At 46.1% G+C, this 20,723-nt stretch carries 16 protein-coding genes; 8 read left to right on the top strand and 8 right to left on the bottom strand.

Annotated elements, in window-relative coordinates; translation table 11 throughout:
- Nucleotides 1-102: 102 nt before the first annotated feature.
- From LZZ85_RS24565 to LZZ85_RS24545, 5 genes are all read right to left on the bottom strand, one after another.
- Entirely contained in the window at nucleotides 103-2,202 is a 2,100-nt protein-coding gene (locus tag LZZ85_RS24565) for a hypothetical protein (protein ID WP_237876263.1), read from the bottom strand.
- Between the two features lie 190 nt (nucleotides 2,203-2,392).
- Nucleotides 2,393-3,832, bottom strand: a complete 1,440-nt coding sequence (locus LZZ85_RS24560; RefSeq protein ID WP_237876262.1) for a SusD/RagB family nutrient-binding outer membrane lipoprotein — start codon at nucleotides 3,830-3,832, stop codon at nucleotides 2,393-2,395.
- A gap of 11 nt (nucleotides 3,833-3,843) precedes the next feature.
- Nucleotides 3,844-7,011, bottom strand: coding sequence for a SusC/RagA family TonB-linked outer membrane protein (locus LZZ85_RS24555; protein WP_237876260.1), 3,168 nt, complete (start codon nucleotides 7,009-7,011; stop codon nucleotides 3,844-3,846).
- Between the two features lie 70 nt (nucleotides 7,012-7,081).
- The gene (locus LZZ85_RS24550; RefSeq protein WP_237876259.1) at nucleotides 7,082-8,131 is read right to left on the bottom strand and encodes a FecR family protein; all 1,050 of its coding nucleotides are present in this window, start codon (nucleotides 8,129-8,131) and stop codon (nucleotides 7,082-7,084) included.
- A gap of 71 nt (nucleotides 8,132-8,202) precedes the next feature.
- Nucleotides 8,203-8,784 (bottom strand): RNA polymerase sigma factor, encoded by a 582-nt coding sequence (locus LZZ85_RS24545; RefSeq protein WP_237876258.1) that lies wholly within the window; start codon nucleotides 8,782-8,784, stop codon nucleotides 8,203-8,205.
- Nucleotides 8,785-9,009: 225 nt separating this feature from the next.
- Between LZZ85_RS24545 and LZZ85_RS24540 the strand changes: the two genes are divergently transcribed.
- The 3 genes from LZZ85_RS24540 to LZZ85_RS24530 all read left to right on the top strand — a co-directional run bounded on the left by LZZ85_RS24540 (nucleotide 9,010) and on the right by LZZ85_RS24530 (nucleotide 11,705).
- Nucleotides 9,010-9,864 (top strand): Cof-type HAD-IIB family hydrolase, encoded by an 855-nt coding sequence (locus LZZ85_RS24540; protein WP_237876256.1) that lies wholly within the window; start codon nucleotides 9,010-9,012, stop codon nucleotides 9,862-9,864.
- Between the two features lie 188 nt (nucleotides 9,865-10,052).
- A complete protein-coding gene (locus LZZ85_RS24535) occupies nucleotides 10,053-10,745 on the top strand; it encodes a DUF6896 domain-containing protein (RefSeq protein ID WP_237876255.1) in 693 nt (230 codons plus the stop codon).
- Nucleotides 10,746-11,054: 309 nt separating this feature from the next.
- Nucleotides 11,055-11,705, top strand: a complete 651-nt coding sequence (locus LZZ85_RS24530; protein ID WP_237876254.1) for a phosphoribosylanthranilate isomerase — start codon at nucleotides 11,055-11,057, stop codon at nucleotides 11,703-11,705.
- A gap of 138 nt (nucleotides 11,706-11,843) precedes the next feature.
- On the opposite strand, the gene LZZ85_RS24525 is transcribed toward LZZ85_RS24530, so the two are convergent.
- Entirely contained in the window at nucleotides 11,844-12,818 is a 975-nt protein-coding gene (locus LZZ85_RS24525) for a YpdA family putative bacillithiol disulfide reductase (protein ID WP_237876253.1), read from the bottom strand.
- Between the two features lie 380 nt (nucleotides 12,819-13,198).
- On the opposite strand from LZZ85_RS24525, the gene LZZ85_RS24520 reads away from it, so the two are divergent.
- The 4 genes from LZZ85_RS24520 (at nucleotide 13,199) to LZZ85_RS24505 (ending at nucleotide 18,069) form a co-directional block, all read left to right on the top strand.
- A complete protein-coding gene (locus tag LZZ85_RS24520) occupies nucleotides 13,199-14,188 on the top strand; it encodes a pyruvate dehydrogenase complex E1 component subunit beta (protein ID WP_237876251.1) in 990 nt (329 codons plus the stop codon).
- A 468-nt stretch (nucleotides 14,189-14,656) separates the two neighbouring features.
- Nucleotides 14,657-15,817 (top strand): sigma-54-dependent transcriptional regulator, encoded by a 1,161-nt coding sequence (locus tag LZZ85_RS24515; RefSeq protein WP_237876250.1) that lies wholly within the window; start codon nucleotides 14,657-14,659, stop codon nucleotides 15,815-15,817.
- Between the two features lie 183 nt (nucleotides 15,818-16,000).
- Nucleotides 16,001-17,521: a signal peptidase I gene (gene lepB / locus LZZ85_RS24510; RefSeq protein ID WP_237876249.1), complete on the top strand. Its 1,521-nt coding sequence runs from the start codon at nucleotides 16,001-16,003 to the stop codon at nucleotides 17,519-17,521.
- 65 nt (nucleotides 17,522-17,586) lie between these two features.
- Nucleotides 17,587-18,069: a cytidine deaminase gene (locus tag LZZ85_RS24505; protein ID WP_237876248.1), complete on the top strand. Its 483-nt coding sequence runs from the start codon at nucleotides 17,587-17,589 to the stop codon at nucleotides 18,067-18,069.
- A 140-nt stretch (nucleotides 18,070-18,209) separates the two neighbouring features.
- Here the strand turns inward: LZZ85_RS24505 and LZZ85_RS24500 are convergent, their stop codons facing one another.
- Both LZZ85_RS24500 and LZZ85_RS24495 read right to left on the bottom strand, forming a co-directional pair.
- Nucleotides 18,210-18,707, bottom strand: coding sequence for a methylated-DNA--[protein]-cysteine S-methyltransferase (locus tag LZZ85_RS24500; protein ID WP_237876246.1), 498 nt, complete (start codon nucleotides 18,705-18,707; stop codon nucleotides 18,210-18,212).
- Nucleotides 18,700-19,050 carry a tRNA-binding protein gene (locus tag LZZ85_RS24495; RefSeq protein WP_237876245.1) on the bottom strand — a complete coding sequence of 117 codons (351 nt, stop codon included), beginning with the start codon at nucleotides 19,048-19,050 and terminating at the stop codon, nucleotides 18,700-18,702. The genes LZZ85_RS24500 and LZZ85_RS24495 overlap by 8 nt, the downstream gene beginning before the upstream one ends.
- Nucleotides 19,051-19,239: 189 nt before the next feature.
- Between LZZ85_RS24495 and LZZ85_RS24490 the strand changes: the two genes are divergently transcribed.
- On the top strand, nucleotides 19,240-20,679 hold the full coding sequence (locus LZZ85_RS24490; protein WP_237876244.1) for a Gfo/Idh/MocA family protein: 1,440 nt from the start codon (nucleotides 19,240-19,242) through the stop codon (nucleotides 20,677-20,679).
- Nucleotides 20,680-20,723 lie beyond the last annotated feature (44 nt).

The raw sequence follows: 20,723 nt of genomic DNA, 5'->3' as shown, positions 1-20,723 counted from the left end.
CTGCGTACGTCGCGTATCGCCGTGTCCGCCGCGTTCCCCTAAGCCATTCTAATACTTATGGATACACGGTAGCCTGAAGGGGGAGATTTAGAAGTCCCCCCATCACTCAAAAATCTTCCCCATATCCACCACCACAAAACTCTTCGATTCCCTCCCCGCCAGCAGCAACTTATCCTGATCCACATTGATCCCATACACCCGTTTTAGTAAGTAATGCTGTAAATACGAATTTACCTTCATCGTCCCATCTTCACTCACATCAAGCACCCCTACAGAATTATTCACCGAATTCAACACGAACGCTTTGTTCTTGTAAAAACTGATCCTACCCGGGCCTTTCATATCCGCATCGTTTAACACCTGTACCAGCTTCGGATGCAACGGATCGCTGATATCAAAACTGCATACTGTGTTTGCATTATAAGCCGTCAGGAATAAATGGTTCCCTTTTAAAGCCAACGCGCAACTCCCTTTCAACTGAACAGAATCAAACGTCCTGGAGGTGATAACAGGATTGATCTTGTTTTTCACATCCACCGTAACAAGCGATGAACCCGGGCCATATCCTGCGAGATACAATACATCACCGTGTACGAGTGCTGCAAATGCGCCGTCACCTGTGTGGAAACTGCTGATCTGTTTCGGATTTGCCGGTTGACGTACGTCCAGTATATACACCTTACTCTCCGAACTATGTGTCACATACGCATAACCATCTTTGATCACCAGTTTGCGAAGCCTTGTATAATTGGAACGATATGTTGAAAGATAGCTTCCTTCACCTCCGACGTTTATAGCTCCGATTTTTTTCGGATGATAAGGATCGGTGATCTTGTAAACACTTACCATATTGTTGGTCATGGACAACACAAAAAGATGGTTGTTATAAACAGCTACACTGAATGCATCAAGAATATCTTTATCCATTAGGTTGCTTGCCACAACAGGTTTACGCGGGTTACGATAGTCGATCACCGCCACATTATTCCCATCCCTGCAGGGGATATAGGCAAACCCACGGTCGATCACAATATCTTCCGGTTCATTTAGCGCCCGTGTGTTCACCAGGCTGGAAATGATTTCGGTTCCGTTCAGTTGTCTGGCTACAGGTGAGAGGATGCGTGTGTTCGTTCCATTGATCTTTTCCAATGTTTCTGCCAGTTCTTTTTTGTGAAATGCACTGCGGATCATGAATCCTTTGGTCGTTCCCGATAACGTTATGATAGAATCATTCGTTTCCACACGGATCCCATGATCAAGCCAGTCGCCGGCAACAGAAGGGATCGTGTCGAGTGATGTCCAGGTCTTGCCATAATTGGTTGTCAGGTAAACATGTTTTTTACCGGTATACGTACCATAATACGCCGCTCCATAGCCTATGTCTACAAAATCATCCGCAGCATCTGTGAGGTTTGCAACTGAATCCCATACATAGCCAAGGTTAGTACTTCTGAAGATCGTACCCGATTGGTCTGCCTGCAGCATGATGCTGACGCCAAGATACTCGGTGGCAAACAACGCGGCATTGGTCAGTTGCTGCATTTTATTCCAGGTGATGCCATCATCGGTGCTCTTATATACTGCTCCCTGCCAACCGTTCACGATGATGCCATTGCCCGTTCTTTCCAAACGGTACAATGCATTGTGTGAGATAGCGCCCTGGTCATTCCAGGTGGTTCCTTTATCTGTTGAACGATAGATATGGCCGCCATCGGAATCGGTATCCGTCACCAGCAAGGCTCCATCTTTTGTATACATGATGGCGTAAGAAGCGGCGTATCGTTCACGGTTACGGTTCTTATCCAATAATGTCTTCAGGTGTTTCCAGTTTTTACCACCGTCCTTTGTTCCCCATACTTCAGCGGTTCCTGTAAGAATGTAAAACTCCTGCCTGTTGCCGGTTTCAGCAATACAGGTGATGTCAACAGTTACTGGCTGGGCCAGAAAGCTCCAGCTGAGTCCGTTGTCGTAACTGATGTATATCCTGCCTTTGTTGGCGCCTCTTGCGGCGCAGAGGACAACATTTTCATCAAGCTGGCGGATGGCATCGATGCGGCCGCCTTTGGCAACTTCGGTGATCTGCCAGTTTTGGAAGTAATTCAGCGCTGCCAGGTTCTTCTCTGATGAAGGCTGCTGGGCGTTTGTATCGGCAAAACAACAAAGAGCCGCTGATAATAGTATAAAACGAAATCTCTTGATCATATTGACTTTTAATTTTGTTTGGCGTAAGGGGACGCGGCGGGCGCGGCGATACGCAGCGGACGCAGCGAAACAGCCATGAAAGACATTGTATTTCGCCGCGTTCGCTGCGTATCGCCGCGCCCGCCGCGCTCCTATTACGCAAGTTTAACTTAACAGCTTTCTCAAAAAGGGCGAAAGATTGGCGAGTCGTTTACTCCTGCCACCACATTTTAAAGTTCATATTATCTCCACCCATTCTTTGAGCCGCATCGGTATAGTTCGCCCGGTTCAACGACTGCTCACTGAGCGGATAGGGGATCCTGTTCGGGATCTTCCCATTATTCACATTTGTTGGCCCGGGAACCAATAACGGGTATCCTGTTCTCCTGTATTCATTCCACGCTTCCATTCCCGTAAAGAACAGCGCAAAGAACTTCTGCAGGTATATCTTCGAAAGCTGTCCATCAAACTTCACCGAAGGATGCTCCAGGTAATTGGTTTGAAACGGCGCTCCCCAATATTCGAAAGAGGCTTTGATCGCTGCATTGTACAGGTCTGTCGCATTCTCAGAAGAATAGCCTTTCTGCGCCGCTTCCGCTTTCAGGAATAATACCTCGGCCCAGGTGATCCAGATCGCGGGTTCTGTATTGGATTGAAAACGGGTGCCGAGATATGACTGATAGTTGTAACCTCCATTGTAATTCGCCGACTCTGTTACCGGTAATGAATTCGGTAGGCCAACGTATTGCGGGTTGGCTGTTCCTGCTGACGCATTGGTCGGCCTGGCAAACTGGAACAAGCGGCTGTCATTGAATTTCTTCAATGAATCAACGATAAATGCACTCACAGATTTGTATTTGAAATCAAAGTCGCGGACATAGTTTGGTGCGAGTGGATATACATCAGGAAGGCTGCCGCTGTATTTGTACACAAAGTTGTCATCATTACCTTGCATCAAAGGATATTGCTGAGGCGAAGCCAGCATCGTTCTGATCTCTGTGATGGCAGCAGGCATTTTTGCAGAAGCTCTCATCAGTAATCTTAGGCGAAGGCTGTTGGCGAATCGTATCCATTTGGACATTGTTCCTTTGAATACCGGGTCTCCTCCGAATGTAAGAGTGGCGGATGTGTTGATAGAAGCGGCTGCATCTTTTAATTCTTCCAGCATGCTTTTATAAACGTCTTCCTGTTTATCGTACTTTGGGGTGAACAGTGTGTTGGAAGCGCCTTTGCCTGCGTCTGTGTACGGAATGTCGCCATATACATCTGTGATCACGGAGAAGATGTAGGTCTTCAGCAATCTTGCGATCGCTTTGTAATTGGTCAGCCCATCAGCTTTTTCACTCATCGCAATGATATCATCCAGATCACGAAGACGGTTATACATATTCCAGATGCCGTTTGAATTCGCCGGGAGCAATTTAAACCGTTGTACTTCCGTGAAGGTATTGTTCATACAGGTATACTGGATCAACTCATTATTCAGCTCAAAGGCATTGTTAACCAACGTATTTGATACGTTGTAAATAACCTGTGGTAATACAACGCCCGGATTGACGACTACCGGCACGTTTGGATTTACATTATCCACCTTTTTGCAGGCTGTTAATCCTGCCAGCAGGAATGCTGTAACGATAAATATATTTCGCATGTTCTTTTTTTTTAGAAGGTGATTTTAAGATCGACGCCAATGCTCCTTGTGGATGGGATCTGTGCATTTTCTACTCCGGGAACAACCGTGCCGCCGGATACAAAAGATGTTTCAGGGTCAATGTTGGGGACTTTTGTGAACAGCAGCAGGTTGCGGCCTGTCAGACTGAACTGTGCCGACTGGATCCAGCTGTTCTTCAGCACTCTGGCAGGGATGCGATAGCCAAGCATCAGTTCGCGGAGTTTAACATAGGTAGCATCGAATGTGCTTGATTCAACGTTCGGACGTTTGTAATATCCCCTGTAATACGTGTACGCGGACACTCTTTCTGTATTCGGAGAATAAGACCCATCTGCATTTAATACAACGCCATCACCTACGATACCTTCTTCACGGCCGGGTAATGTATTGGCTAAACTTCCCGCTTCTGTTCCTGTAACATAAGTGAAGGAGTATATCCTGCCGCCGAATTTTCCGTCGAACAAAAAGCCAAACGTCCAGTCTTTGTAGCTGAAACTATTGCGGATACCTGCGATCAGGTCAGGATTGTAGTTGCCAAGTCTGATCGTATTGCTGGTGAATACAGGAACGCCACCTTTATAAACAACCTTCCCTTCGTCATTTCTTAAAAGACCTACACCGTATATGTCGCCCATTCTTCCGCCGACACGTGCTTCTATCGTTGCGCCCTGCGCGCTTGCTATCACATAGCTTTCCACGCCGTCTGCCAGTTCAACCACTTTGCTGCGGTTGGCTGATGCAGTCAGTGATACATCCCAGGTGAATTTGCCTTTCACCGGTGTGACCCCGAGTACGGCTTCCCAACCTTTATTATTGATCTTCCCGGCGTTCATCACTTTTGATCCAAAACCTGTTGCGGTAGATAATGGACTTCTCAGGATCTGGTTGCGGCTGGATGCTGCGTAATAAGTAAAGTCAAGACTCACTTTGTTGCGGAATAATTTCAATTCTGTACCAATTTCAATTGAACTCGTGATCTCTGGTTTCAGATCCGTATTTGGTATCACTGCTGGCAGACCTACATAACCCGGCAGTGTACTGTATTCATAATAGGCACTTGTCTGGTAAGGATCGGTATCGTTACCCACCTGTGCAAAAGAGCCGCGCACTTTCCAGTAGTTCACCATGTCTGACTTCAAACCAAATATCTCTGTCATCAACCCACTTAAGGAAACAGAAGGGTAGAAGTAGGAATTATTCGATTTAGGGAGCGTTGTCGACCAGTCATTACGCGCCGTTAACTGCAGGAAAAGTTTATTGTCATAGTCAACATCGGCAACGCCGTAAAGGCTGTTCACTCTCTTCACCGTATTAAGCTCATCTACGATCGGCCTGCCGGATGCATTACCAAGATTGTATACGCTGGGGATTACAAGTCCGTTGGCTGTTACTGTATTGCTTCCTGTGTTGATCTGCAGATTGTTTCCGCCAACGGAAGCTGACAGATGCAACATTCCTTTTTTAGGAGCGGTATAAGAAAGCAGGAAATCAGAGTTGCGTTCGAAATAGGACAGATCCTGGCGTCTGTACAGACCATTGATCGCAACAACGGAGCCAACAGGACGTTGTGATGCACGGGCTTCACCTGAGTAATCGATACCTGTTCTGAACATCAAAGTCAGTTCCGGCAGGATCGAGTAGTTCACAAATGCATTTCCAAAAACACGGTTTCTTTTCAGGCTGTTCAATTGCTCATACATGGTCATGTATGGGTTATCGCCCCAGGTAAAATAGTAATTCTGTTTGATGCCTTCCTGTCCTTTGATCCAGTAATCACGGAACCAATCCATCGTGGCATTTCTTTCCGTCCAGATAAAGTTGTAGGTAGGAGAGGCGCCGCCATATCCGATCACCGGCAGGTTATCGCTATTGCTATGAACATAGTTTATATTGGCGCTGATGCTGAGTTTGGAGGAAACATTCACCGTTGTATTGGAATTGAACTGGTGACGGTTCAGCTCCGTGTTAGGCATTATGCCTGTTTGATTATAGTTATTATAAGAAATTCTGAAGTTGCCGATATCGCCAGACTTCTGCACGGCAAGGCCATTCATGAGTGTACGGCCGGTAATGTAAAAATCTTTCACATTATCAGGATACGCTTTCCAGTCGATCGGGATGCGTTTCCCTGTCTCATCAAGCGGAGAGCCGAATTGGATGAATTTCTGTCCCTGGAATCTGGCACCCCAGTTGTGGCCCGAGTTGGACGTGTTAGGCCCGTCCGGACCGTCGCCGTAAGAATAGTACTTGAGGCCAACACCTGTTCCACCACCATATTCGTTTTGAAACTCCGGAGTTTTCAACACGCGATCGAATGCTGTATTGCTGTTTACAGAAATGCCCAAACGGTTATTTGCTGCCGCTTTTTTTGTCTTGATGATGATCACACCGCTGGCCGCTCTTGAGCCGTACAAAGCCGCCGCATTCGGCCCTTTCATGATGCTGACGGATTCTATATCATCTGCGTTGATCTCTGCGCCGCCGCTGCCATAGTCGATCGACAGGTCGCTTGAGTTACCGGTGCCAAGGTTGTTATTGATCGGCACACCATCCACTACCACCATCGCAATATTCTTGTTGATATTGAGGGATGATTCGCCCCGCAACACGATTCTGTTTGAACCGGCAAGACCGCCGGAGACGGTGGTCATATTCAGACCGGCCACGCGTCCCTGCAAACTGCTGAGAACGTTACCGCCTTTGACGGTATTGATATCCTGCCCTTTTACTTCCTGCACGGCATAGCCGAGTTTCTTTTTTTCTTTTGTAATACCGAGCGAGGTGACCACCACTTCTTCCAGATCCTGGTTCGATGCTTTGAGTTTTACCAGCAGAGAATTGTTCTCGCCTTTTTTGATCTCGATCCCGGCGATAGTGTTCGGAAGGTAGTTCACGTGCGAAAAGAGAAGATCGTACTTTGCTCCAGTCCTTAATGAATAGATCAGGAATTCTCCTTTGTCATTGCTGGTGGCATATTGGGTTTTATCATTTTTGTCATGTGGCTTTACCTGTACGCTAGCACCATTCACAGGCTGATTTGTTTCATCCACGATCATCCCTTTGATATTTGCTTCCTGCCCCTGCGCGATGCCGCTGAAGAAGCAAGATAGCAGCAGCAGCCATAAGACTGCCGTCTTCTGAAGTGTTGTTTGTTTCATGCTTTTAGTTTTGGGCAATAGATTGCCTGCACACGCCCGGGTGTGTACTGTCAATCTGGTTTTTGCTCAATTATTTTTTAATGATAAACTCTTGGTTGCCGGAGATGATCTCCAGGTTGTTCAGGTTTCCGATCACCTGCAGAACATCTGCACAGGATTCATGTTGATCAAAGGTTCCGGTGAACATCTTTCCGGATATATCCGCTTTGTAATATTTAATTCGGATGGCATACATTTTTTCCAGTTGCCTGAATACATTTTCGAGAGGCGTCTGCCTGAACGTTAACTGCGTTTTCGCCGGTATTGTTTTATCCTTGTTCACTGTTGCTGCATCGGGCGATACTGTGCTAGTCGCCGTTTGTATGGCCAGCCCTGCATTCATTTTGTTCACGGCTTTCTGTCCCGGAACAAGATAGACAGTATTAAAAGGAGATACTTTGTAATTCTGCACTTTTACGGAGCCTTCCATCAGGCAAACAATTGTGCTGTCGTCATCCTCTGTCACTTCGAATATCGTTCCCAGTGCAGTGGTTGATAGTGGGCCACTGAATACGATAAAGGGTCTGTTCTTATCCTTGCTCACCGTGAACCGCGCCTTTCCTTTCAGGGTCAGCTTTCTTTCCTTACTATTGTAGCCGGTATCATAGCGGAGTGAGCTTTGCTCATAAAGCAGAACGGTGCTGCCGTCTTTCAGTAATACTTCACGTTTTGTATCTCCGGACAGGATAATATTTTCCACAGATGGCGCATCGGCTAGTTCGCTGGTATTGTCTTTCGTTCCCCGGAAAAGGAATTGATAAGGCAATACCATCAGCAGGCAAACGGCGGCAACAGCCGCGCTGATCCGGAACATTTTCAGCACCCTTGAAGCGGGTTGTTTCATAGCAACAACAGGCGTTTCATTACTCACAGAGATCTTTGATAGCAGCAGTTCACGGACACCGGCTTTATCAAATACAGGAATGGATTTTCCTGCGTCAGTATTGCCTGGCATTTCCTGCATCCACGTATCGAACAGTTTGCTCTCTTCTTTGTCGAGTTGCTGCAATAGTTCATTGAGCTCGGAAGAAGAAGCGGTGCCGCTCCAGCATTTCTGTATGAGTAATTGTAAATTCTGCATGTTCTATAGTAAAATGTAAAAGGATAAAAAAAGGGGGGTGCCGCGAATGTTACCAAATCATTAACCCATGATCAGGAAAGAAAAACGAGCAGGAACATGTACATGGAAAGATCTGTTTGCATCACATATCTTTTCACAGTGCTGGTGGCAGATTTTACATATTCCTTTACGGTGTCTTCGGCGATCCCGAGGATAGAAGCAGCTTCCTTGTAGGTCTTACCTTCAATTTTGCAGAGTTCGAAGGCCATTTTTTTACGGGAGGGGAGCTCGTTGATCGCCTTATTCAGCAGGGCCATTTTTTGCGTATACAATTCGCCGGTACTGTCATTATAGGTATTGTCTGCTACTTCAAGATCATCTTCCAGCACTTTCAGTCGGCTTCGCGCCACTGATCTCAGGTGGGTCATCGAGAGATAGAAACTGGTGGTGAAGAGCCAGCCCGCTACCGATTGTTCTTCTTTAAGTTTGAGCCGGCTTTCCCATAATTGCAGAAAAACGCTTTGCAGGATGTCATGCGCATCATCCCTTTGGGGTATCAGCTTGTAGATATTATTGAAAATGGCTTCGCTATAGTGATCGTAAAGATCCTGGAAGATCTTTTGATCGCTGTTCCTTAGCGCTTCAATCAGTTGTATATTTTCGGGAAGTTGCATACCACCGACAAATTTATACGTTGAGGATTTGGTGTTGCGGGATTTGATATTAAGAAAATGTGAAGGACATTATTTGAGTCGGTATAGATACGATGCCGGGAATTAATTCTCTGGTTTTATGGATAGGGCATTTTAACTTTGGCGTTTCATTAGATAATAACACCACATTGCAAATTTGTGGGCTTTCAGAAATATCTGCAGGAGCAGTAAAGGGTATGATAATATATGAATATTAATGACAATAAAAGTGCGCAGAAAATTGCGACAGAGATCAGGGCTGTTTTTTTTGATGTTGATGGGACATTGGTCAGTTTTAAAACTAATAGTGTTCCGGCTTCTGCCAGGAAGGCAATTGATGCATTACGCCAAAAGGGAATTAAAGTAATTGTTGCAACTGGCAGGTCGATCAAGGCATTGGAGGTTTTAAATGAGATCTCTTTTGATGGATTTATTTGTTTTAATGGAGGGCTCTGCGCCACAGTTGGCGGTGAAATTCTGCACAAGCAAATGATTCATGCTGATGATATCAGGGCCCTGGTGCAATATCAAAAGGAGAAAGGTGTGAATTATGCGCTTATGTATCATGACCGTGTTTTTATTCAGTCGATCACCCAGTCGGTTGAGGATATGTACAAGCATGTAGACCTTCCTGTACCTCCAGTGTTGGATCCCGAAAATATTGATTTTGAAAACGTGTTGCAGGCGAACATTTTCATAACGCCTGAAGAGGAGAAGAAATTTATGGAAACGGTGATGTTCAACTCTGTTGCGACGAGATGGACACCATTGTTTGCTGATGTTAATTCCGGTGGATTGAACAAGTACATAGGAGTCGAAATATTCTGCAGGCACTTCGGGATAGATCCATCGCAGACAATGTCGTTTGGCGACGGAGGCAATGATATTGCTATGCTGACTCAAACAGCGATAGGCGTGGCTATGGGTAATGCAAATCCGCCGGTAAAGGAAATAGCAGATTATGTTACGGCAGATGTAGATAGTAACGGGATATGGAAGGCGTTGGAACATTTTGGACTTGTACAAGGCGTCATTCCAGCTATATCATCTTCAGCTTCCTGAGGAAATAGATTGTTTATAACTATTAAAGCATCTGGTTGCACCACTTACTGTGAAGATTGGCCGAGTTTAAGGGATTGGAGAAAGCGTAAGCCTTGTATCTTTAACTGTAAGTAGCAAGCGTTAAGCGGCCATTAAACGCCGCCACGCCGCCAGGATTTAACCAGACTAGTTAAAAAAAATAAAGCCCGTTGGATAGAACGATTGAGATAATAAACATTTATACTATTGAGCAAATTCCCGCACTCGAGACAATCAGGACAATTCCGAGAGAGCGGATACTGAAGCTGATTTTTGCAAAGGAAGTCCGGAATTGGCGCGAGGCTATCGGGGAGCGTTTAAAAAATGAACTTCCGGATTTCCAGGTTGGTGTTCATTTATTGGAGCCGGAAATAAATATCGCGAAACTTATATCGGAAATAGAAATTGAAAATAATCAGTACTTTTTTGAACAATGTGCAAAAGACTACCGGAAATTAGCACAAACACTTCTGTTTAAATTGGTTGATAAATTTAACCTGAAACTGGACGAAGATCATCCTATGATGACGTTTGCCGAATTGAAGCGTGGCGGAAGGTCCAGAGGAAAGGTTGAAGGTTGGAATTACTATTTTCATGGTGCACATTGTGGATTTGAAAATATCAGGACCGGGCAGACTGTGGAAGTTTCGCTGATTTTTGGCTCTGAATTCGGCGACCTTGATCCATATTTTTTTTCGAAATACATTAAATCTACTCCAGCGTACAGGCCATTACCGGTAGAGATTTTTGAGGATTATGCTGACGGTGTAAGGATAAATGAAAAAATGATCTCGCTGGGTAAATTTGAAAGAATAAGTTATTACAACGGAAGTTATCATGGAATAGTGGTAGCTGACCGGTAAAACGCTGAGATTAATTTGTGACTGGGCGCAGTATGCAGCATTTTTTTTGCGGTGATTAAAAGTGATGTTTCACGCTAATTTTGAAAAACAGCCGATATTGCCTGTCTCATCCGGGTAGAAATGTTGTAATGAAGGTTGTATAATAGATACAAGTTTTTGATCTGGGAAATATGGTTCATATTGCTTGATGTTGTCTTTAGTGTTAAGAATATCGATTTCTCAGTGCGATGATACAGCATTCATTCATTCATCCGCATAGTTATATTTTCATTCATACATTTAATTACCATTTGAAGCAAAACACTTCCCATGCCCGTTAAAATAAAAATATGCTGCATCGCTTCCATCGAAGAAGCAATGATGGCCATCAATGCCGGAGCAAATGCTGTTGGACTTGTTGCCCGCATGCCCAGCGGCCCGGGGCCGATATCTGATGAATCAATTGCTGCAATCACGCCGCATATTACCAAAGAGATCGCGTCTTTTCTTCTCACGAGTGAACAATCTGCGGCGGAGATCATTGCACATATTCAACGAACCGGAGCCAACACTGTTCAGATCGTTGATGAACTTACAGCAGGAACTTACGATCAGATCAGGGAAGCAATGCCGTCTGTGAGCATCGTGCAGGTGATCCACGTGACAGGGGAGGAGAGTATTGAACAGGCGATCGGGATACAGGATCAGGTGGATTATATCCTGCTGGATAGCGGCAATCCTAAAGCTGCGGTGAAGACATTGGGCGGAACGGGGAATACGCATAACTGGGAGATCAGCCGCGAGCTGGTCAGCAGGGTGTCTAAGCCTGTGTTTCTGGCAGGAGGATTGAATGCGGATAATGTTCAGCAGGCGATTGAAATGGTGAAGCCTTACGGTGTGGACATTTGCAATGGAGTAAGGACGGAAGGAAAACTCGATAGGGTGAAATTGCAGGCGTTTATTTCGGCGGTTAGCGGTTAGGGTATAAACAGTTTCAGTCTTTATTGCTGATTAGCGCAGGAGTATCGCAAAGCACGCAAAGAAACCGCAGAGAACACGAAGAAATACAAAGAGATACTTTGCGCACTCTGCGGTTTCTTTGCGTGCTTTGCGATACTCTTACGCCAGCCTTTTCTTTATCGCTGCAACAATCTTCCCCGCATGCTCTCTTGAATTCTCAATAAATAAACGATGCGTATTCATTCCCCCGCAGATCACTCCTGCAAGATATATTCCCGGAATATTCGTTTCATGCGTCTCCTCATTGATCACCGGGCAACGCACTTCATCTGCTGAAAGATCAATCCCGATCCCGTGAAGAAAATCAAGGTTAGGCTGATAGCCCGTTGCCGCGATCACCCAATCGTTTTCAACCGTCACCACTCCATCCGGTGTCAAAAGATCGACCTCCCGTTCACGGATCTCTTTAATGGACGACTGATAAAAAGCTTTGATCGACCCTTCTTCAATGCGATTGATGATATCCGGGCGTACCCAGTATTTCACTCTTTTGCCGATCTCTTCCCCACGAACCACCATCGTTACATCCGCACCTTTCCGCCAGGTCTCCAGCGCCGCATCCACCGCCGAGTTCTGCGCACCCACCACGATCACTTTCTGGAAAGCATAGAAATGAGGATCCTTGTAATAGTGCGTCACGTTGGGAAGGTCTTCACCGGGAACATTCAGCAAATAAGGGATATCATAAAAACCGGTGGCAATAATGATATGATCAGCCCTGTAAGAATCCTTACTGCTGATCACCTCAAATGAACTGCCCGTGCGCCCGACCGATTTCACTTCTTCAAACAGACGAATATTCAACTGGAAAGAGCCTGCCACCCGGCGATAGTATTCCAGCGCCTCCAATCTTGTTGGCTTGGCATTATTACTCACAAACGGCACATTCCCGATCTCCAGCCGCTCAGACGTGGAAAAGAATGTCATATTCACCGGGTAATGGTAGATCGAATTGACCAGGCTGCCTTTTTCCAGAACCAGGTAACTGATGCCGGCATTCTTTGCCGCAATGGCACAAGCCATGCCGATCGGCCCGCCGCCGACGATGATGAGGGGGAAGTGAGTTGAAGACATAGGCAAACGTAACGGGAAAAGGGGGTAAAAGTTTAAAAGTTTAAGAGTTTAAGAGTTTAAAAGTTGGGTTTGTGGGGAGCAGGTCAGGAGGTTTAGGAAGTTCATGGCCGTTCTGGTTATCTCATCATTCAGGCAACCTTACGCCAGTCAATACGCAAGTGATGGCTATGCTAAGACGCGTCCCCGTGGGCATGAACCTCGGGAACCCCTGAAACTTCCCAAACCTCCGCACCCAAACCAAACTTTAAAACTTTTAAACTCTTAAACTTTTAAACATTTAAACTTCCTCTCCCCCCTGCATTTCCCTTCTTCAACTTTCCTTCTAGGTTTTTCGCCCCATCTCGCTTATTTTTGCCCCTCTTAAAAAACTAACCGAAAAAATGGCAAGATCAATCGCATTCCGTGACGCTCTTCGTGAAGCTATGTCTGAAGAAATGAGAAGGGATGAACGGGTTTTCCTGATGGGTGAAGAAGTAGCAGAATACAACGGAGCTTATAAAGTTAGCCAGGGTATGCTGGCGGAATTTGGTGCAAAGCGTATTATCGATACGCCGATCGCTGAATTAGGATTCACCGCAGTAGGCGTTGGCGCCGCTCAGAACGGCCTTCGCCCGGTTGTTGAGTTCATGACCTGGAACTTCGCGGTACTGGCTCTTGACCAGATCCTGAATACAGCTTCTAAAATGCTGGCAATGAGTGGTGGACAGATTTCCTGCCCGATCGTTTTCCGTGGTGGTAACGGTTCTGCCGGTCAGCTCGGTGCTCAGCACTCAACGGCTTTCGAAGCAATGTACGCTAACATCCCGGGTATCAAAGTTGTTTCCCCCAGCAATGGATACGATGCGAAAGGTCTGCTGAAACAAGCCATCCGTTATGAAGAAGATCCGGTAATGTTCATGGAAAGTGAGCAGATGTATGGCGATAAAATGGAGATCCCTGAAGAAGAATACTATATCGAATTAGGAAAAGCTGATGTGAAAAGAAAGGGTACCGATGTAACGATCGTATCATTCAATAAAATGATGAAAGTAGCACTCGGCGCAGCGGCTGAACTGGAAAAAGAAGGCATCAGCGCTGAAGTGATCGATCTGCGTACGATCCGTCCTCTCGACTGGAAAACCATCCTGGAAAGCGTGAAAAAGACAAACCGCCTGGTGATCGTTGAAGAGCAGTGGCCATTTGCCTCAGTCTCCTCTGAGATCAGCTATGTGATCCAGAAAGAAGGATTCGACTACCTGGATGCTCCGATCCGCCGTATTACGGCTGCTGATGCTCCGCTTCACTATGCACCAAACCTGGTAGCTGCAGCACTTCCGAGCATCGAGCGTACAGTTAAATTAGTAAAAGAGGTAATGTATCTGAAGAAATAGGTTATCCACATTTCTAAATTATTTCTGCCCGCGTTCGCTGATAAAATACAGCAAACGCGGGCTTTTTATTACATCAAAACGTCATTTGAGAGGCTGAATCTGCCAGATAACACCGTGGTTATTAACAAATCGTAGATTTACGCTTAATATTTTTTTGTCAGGTAATGCAGCGTTTTGCATGTAAAAGTGCATCTTTGTAATGGTTTTTCATAGGATATTGGATTTTAAAAGCGAGGCTGGATTTCTATCCGGCCTCTTTGTTTTTCAGGCTGAACAAACTTAAGGCGCTGATTGTCCGTTGACCGTTAACTGTTGTCCGAATGAAATGGTGAACCGACGAATTGGCCTATCAATCTGCACTAAAGCTTCGGTAACTAGGTCCGGACAACTGTCAACGGACAACGGTCAACGAATCTGACCGATCAATCCTTCTTTCCGCTATTTTTGCGCCTACTAAACTCTGAATGAATGGCTGATATACTGATCATTGACGATGAAAAAGCGATCCGGAAGACTTTGACAGAGATCCTGTCATTTGAAGGATATAAACTTGATGAAGCATCTGATGGAGAGGAAGGATTAAAGAAGTTTAAAGAGAAGACTTACGACCTCGTACTGTGTGATATCAAAATGCCTAAGCTGGATGGCATTGAGTTCCTGCAGAAGGCGGGTGAGATCAATGCCGATATTCCGATCATTATGATCTCGGGGCACGGTAACATCGAAACTGCCGTAGAGGCAGTGAAGAAGGGAGCCTACGATTATATCTCCAAGCCGCCGGATCTGAACCGTTTGCTGATCACCATCCGCAATGCGATGGAGAGAACAAGCCTGGTAACGGAAACAAAAGTGCTGAAACGCAAGGTAAGCCGCGTGCAGGAGATGATAGGCGGCTCTGCCCCGATGCAGAAGATCAAAGAAACGATCGATAAAGTGGCCCCAACAGACGCCAGGATCCTGATCACCGGAGAGAATGGGGTGGGAAAGGAGCTTGTAGCACGCTGGGTACACGAGAAAAGCAACCGTAACGCAGGGCCGCTGGTAGAAGTGAACTGCGCAGCGATCCCGACCGAGTTGATCGAAAGCGAACTGTTTGGTCATGAAAAAGGGTCATTCACTTCTGCCATCAAACAACGCATCGGTAAATTTGAGCAGGCGAACGGTGGCACACTCTTCCTCGATGAGATCGGTGATATGAGCCTCAGCGCACAGGCAAAAGTGCTGCGCGCTCTGCAGGAAGGCAAGATCACCCGCGTTGGTGCTGATAAAGATATCAATGTTGATGTGCGCGTGATCGCGGCTACCAATAAAGACCTGCTCGGTGAAGTGGATGACAAGAACTTCCGTCTCGATCTTTACCACCGCTTAAGCGTGATCCTGATCCATGTACCTTCTCTGAATGATCGCCGTGATGACATCCCGATGCTGGTCGATCAATTCCTCGAAGATATTTGTGCCGATTATGGCATTGTGAAAAAGAGCATTGACGACGATGCGCTGAAACTTTTACAGGAATACAACTGGACGGGTAATATCCGCGAACTGCGCAACGTAGTGGAGCGACTGGTGATCCTTTCTGCAAAAAGTATTACGGGTGAGGATGTGAAAAGTTATGTAATGCCCAGATAAAATTAAAAATTCAAAAGTAAAAATTAAAAAATAGACGCTGAGGGATCGAAGCAGTTTCGAAAGTCAGGGATTTTTTAATTTTTACTTTTGCATTTTTAATTCGATGATCGTTAATTAGCATATCATTTACGCACTGACAACGTTAGGAATCGTAACTTGTTCGTTTAAAATAAATTCAGGCTCATGCCTTTAAAACATTTACTCATTATCTACCTGATAAGCACATTACTCGTATTCCTTCCGTCTTTCGGATTGGCGAAATTGTTTGTCAAGGCGAAAGTTCCAGCCTGGAAAGCATATGTTCCTTTTTATAATACCTGGGTGATGCAGGAGATTGCTCAGCGTCCGAAGCATTGGGTATTCTGGCAGTTCATTCCGGTGATCGGCTGGTTTATCACACCTGGTATCTTTATCGAATTTGCGAAAGTGTTTGCCAAGTATTCTTTTGGCGCGCACACCATGGCGTCTTTGCTTCCGTTCATTTATTTCCCTTATATAGCGTCGAAACCTGATACAAGATTTGTAGGACCGCAAACGGTAAAGCTGTATCAGAAGCCAGCCTGGAGAGAGTGGGTGGATGCAGCAGTATTTGCGGTAGTGGCGGCAACGCTGATCCGTACATTTATTTTTGAAGCATACACGATCCCTTCAGGATCCATGGAGAAGACCCTGCTGGTGAAAGATTTTCTTTTTGTAAGCAAGCTCAGCTATGGCCCGCGTATTCCGAATACCCCTTTATCGGTGCCGTTTGTACATAACTATATGCCGGTGACAAATGGTAAGTCTTATTCCGAATTGGTTCAGTTGCCGTATATCCGCTGGTTTGGCAGCATGCCCAAAAGAAATGATGTAGTGGTATTCAATTTCCCTGCCGGCGATACCGTGATCCATAAAGAAGGATTTGAGTCTCTCACTCCCTATATTGATATCAAACGGATGGCTGACCGTGGCGACAGGGATGCTAAGATGATCCTGGCTGACCGGGAGAATTATCCGGTGGTATCACACCCGGTTGATAAAACAGATAACTATATCAAACGCTGCGTGGCGGTTGCCGGCGATTCCATCGAAGTAAAACATAACGTGGTTTACCTGAACGGCGTCCGCCAGGAGCCGCCTGCGTATTCCGAACTCAATTACAAAGTAGAAGTAACTGCGCCCGCCCTCGATATGGACGTAATGAAGACTGAGTATGATGTTGATTTTGATAAACAGGAGATCATCAGCATGGGTGGTAATGTATACCGTATGCTGCTGACCATTGCCGCAAAGGATAAAATGCAGAAGAATGGTTTGATCAAAACGATCGAGCCATGGGATACGCAGGAGCGTGATGTGTTCCCTTATGATACTGTGCACAACTGGACGATGGATAATTTCGGACCGGTATGGGTTCCAAAGAAAGGAACAACCATTCAACTCACTCCCGAGAATTTCCATATCTATGAGCGTGCGATCAGGAAGTATGAACATACCGACCTTGAAGAAAGAAATGGCAAGTACTTCATCAACGGACAGGAGAACAGCAGCTATACTTTTCAAATGGACTATTTCTGGATGATGGGAGATAATCGCCAGGGGTCACAGGACAGCCGCAAATGGGGCTTTGTACCGGAAGACCGGATCGTAGGTAAAGCATGGATGATCTGGTTCAGTTGGGATGGAGGACCTCGTTGGAAAAGACTCTTCAACATTATTAAATAAATTGACCTAACTTTAAATGCCCCGGAATTTTCCCCGGGGCATTTTTGTCTTTATAAGGATTTGTTATGAGCGATAAGAAAATTCAGATCGACTACGAATTATACAACGATATAAGCGAGCTGCCGGCTGAAGATGCAGCATTACTGGCAGAGGCAAGAAAAGTTACCGCACATGCCTATGCGCCTTATTCGCATTTCCGTGTAGGAGCAGCAGCCCGTACCGAAAAAGGTATTGTCAAAGGGACCAACCAGGAGAACGCTTCTTATCCCGTTGGAATTTGCGCAGAACGCACATTGCTGTCAACGGCCTCATCCATCTTTCCAGGCCTGCCACTCGAAGTAATGGCTGTCAGTTATCACAACGAAAACGGAGATAGCGATACGCCTGTCTCACCCTGCGGCATGTGCCGTCAGGCCCTGCTGGAATATGAAGGCCGGGGAGGAAAGCCCATGCGGCTCATTCTGAGCGGACAAACCGGAGAAGTCATCGTGCTGAAAAGTGTGAGTGACCTGTTGCCGTTTGCGTTTTCGGAAAAGCAGTTGAAGTGAAGAGGGGGAAAAAAGTTTAAAAGTTTAATGGTTTAAAAGTTTAATAGTTTTGACAGGTTTGAAAGTTTAAGATTCCCGAGACGACCGGGGCGTTTTAACTATTAAACCTTTAAACCATTAAACTTTTAAACTTTTCTTCCCTAAAACAACGTCTGCACCCCATACATCACCTTCGTCTCATGCTCCAGCAGCCATCTCTTTCTCCATAATCCTCCGGCATATCCCGTGAGTTCACGATTGGAGCCGATCACGCGATGGCAGGGAACGATGATCGCGATATTGTTCCGGCCGTTTGCATTCGCTACAGCCCTTGTTGCTTTCGGATCGCCTGTGCTGATAGCCAGCTGGAGGTAGCTGATCGTTTTGCCAAATGGAATGCCCGTCAGCAGGTTCCAGGTTTGCTGCTGAAAGTTCGTGCCGTGCTGATTTAACGGTAGCTCAAAGATAAGCCGCTGACCATCGAAGTACTGCATCAGCTGTTCCAGGCATTCCACCAGTAATGGTGCGGGATCATGGTTGATCTCTTCCTGCGCAGGCGCCTGATCGCGGAAGCTGACTTCACTGATAAAATCAGGCGTGCCTGAGATCTTCAGAAAGCCGAGCGGCGACTGATAATATGTGGAGGAGAGGTTATCCAACTTTCATTCCGTTTGAGACCGGCTGTGCGGGTTGTAATAAAATTACATTTTTGTTCTCATCATATACACCGAGCACCAGGCACTGGCTCATGAAATCGGCGATCTGCTTCGGAGGAAAGTTCACCACTGCGATCACCTGTTTATTGAGCAATTCTTCTTTTGAATATAGCGTTGTGATCTGTGCGGATGATTGCCTGATGCCAAGTTCGCCCCCGAAATCAATCCTTAATTTATAAGCAGGTCTTTTTGCTTTGGGAAAATCATTTACCTCAACGATCGTCCCGGCACGCATATCTACTTTTTCGAAATCATCCCAACTGATGCTTGTTGTCGTCATGTCCATGTACTTATTTTTTTACTAACGAATCAGTGAATTATGCTCCCGCAGATTTATGCTGAAATGCGCAGAAACGCAGATCAGTGTCTGATAGTGGAAAGATATCTGCGTATCTGTGCATTGATCAGGTTAAATCTGCGGGAAACTAGCTGCAAACTATAAAGTTTTTCACTACCTTAATCCAAAATTTGCTAAATGAGAAAACCGCAGCAGAACGATAATTCACGTCGTCGCTTTATCCAGCAATCAGCCGTATTCGGTGCAGGTGTATTGATCCTTCCCCGGCATGTGTTGGGAGGAAAAGGGTTTGTCGCACCCAGTGATAAACTGAACATCGCCGGGATCGGCGCAGGTGGTAAAGGAGCGAGTGATCTTGCCGAATTTGCCAAAAGCCCGAATGTCAATATAGTATCCCTCGTTGATGTGGATGACAGGGAGTCTGCCAAAACAAGAGAGAAATTCCCGAAAGCCAGTTACTATAAAGATTTCCGGGAAATGCTGTCGAAAGAGAAGAATAATATTGATGCTGTTTCCGTATCAACACCGGACAACACACACGCCGTGGCCACGATCGCAGCCATGCAGTTGGGTAAACACGTATATACACAAAAGCCGTTGACGCATGATATCTATGAGGCGCGTATGCTTACAGAGGCTGCCAAAAAATATAAGGTCGTAACACAAATGGGCAACCAGGGCGGCTCTGGTGATGGGGTTCGCAAAGCAAAAGAAATGTATGACGCAGGGATGATCGGTGAGGTGGTGGAAGCGCATGCATGGACAAACCGGCCTGTATGGCCGCAGGGGATCCCCACGCCGAAAGGCAGCTTTGATGTGCCAAAAGAATTAGACTGGGATCTGTGGCTCGGACCAGCCCAGAAGATCGATTATAACCCGGCATATCTGCCATTTAACTGGAGAGGATGGTGGGCATTTGGTACCGGAGCATTGGGAGATATGGCCTGCCATATCATGGACCCGATCTACCGTATCCTGCCGATCGACTATCCTGAGTCTGCAGAGTGCAGCGTGGCAAATATTTGGAAAGACATGTGGGCTGAAGGAAACTATGTGGACAGCTGCCCGCCATCTTCTATCATACATCTTACTTATCCAAGAAAAGATAAGCCGGGCAAGAAGATCAAAGTATCGTGGCATGACGGAGGATTGCTCCCTGCACGCCCTGATGAACTGCTCCCGGGTGAAGCATTTGGTAACTGGGATGGCGGTACTTTGCTTGTAGGCACCAAAGGAAAGATGCTGATCGACTGTTATGGAGCCAATCCACGACTGTTGCCGACAAAGCTGATGCAGGAAAAGAAAATGCCAAAGGAAACGATCAAACGCGTTCCGGAAGGTCACTATATCCAGTGGGTAAATGCTTGTATCGCCGGCCACGGAAAAGGAGTAACCAGCTCTCCGTTCGAATACGCCGGTCCATTCACAGAGAGCATTCTCATGGGCAACCTGGCCATCCGCAGCTGGATGATGCTGAACCCACGTCTCAAAGGTTGGGATGATAAATACCTTGGACGCAAAAAACTACTGTGGGATGCAAAGAATATGAAGATCACCAACTTTGATGAAGCGAATCAGTTCGTGAAGAGGGAATATCGCCAGGGGTGGAGCCTTTAGGGAAGTAAAAATTAAAAAGTAAAAATTAAAAAATAGCTCAAGCG

Origin of the sequence: Terrimonas ginsenosidimutans, assembly GCF_022012415.1 — a bacterium.
GTDB classification, from domain to species: Bacteria; Bacteroidota; Bacteroidia; order Chitinophagales; family Chitinophagaceae; genus Terrimonas_A; species Terrimonas_A ginsenosidimutans.
This window is presented reverse-complemented; position numbering and strand designations above follow the sequence as displayed.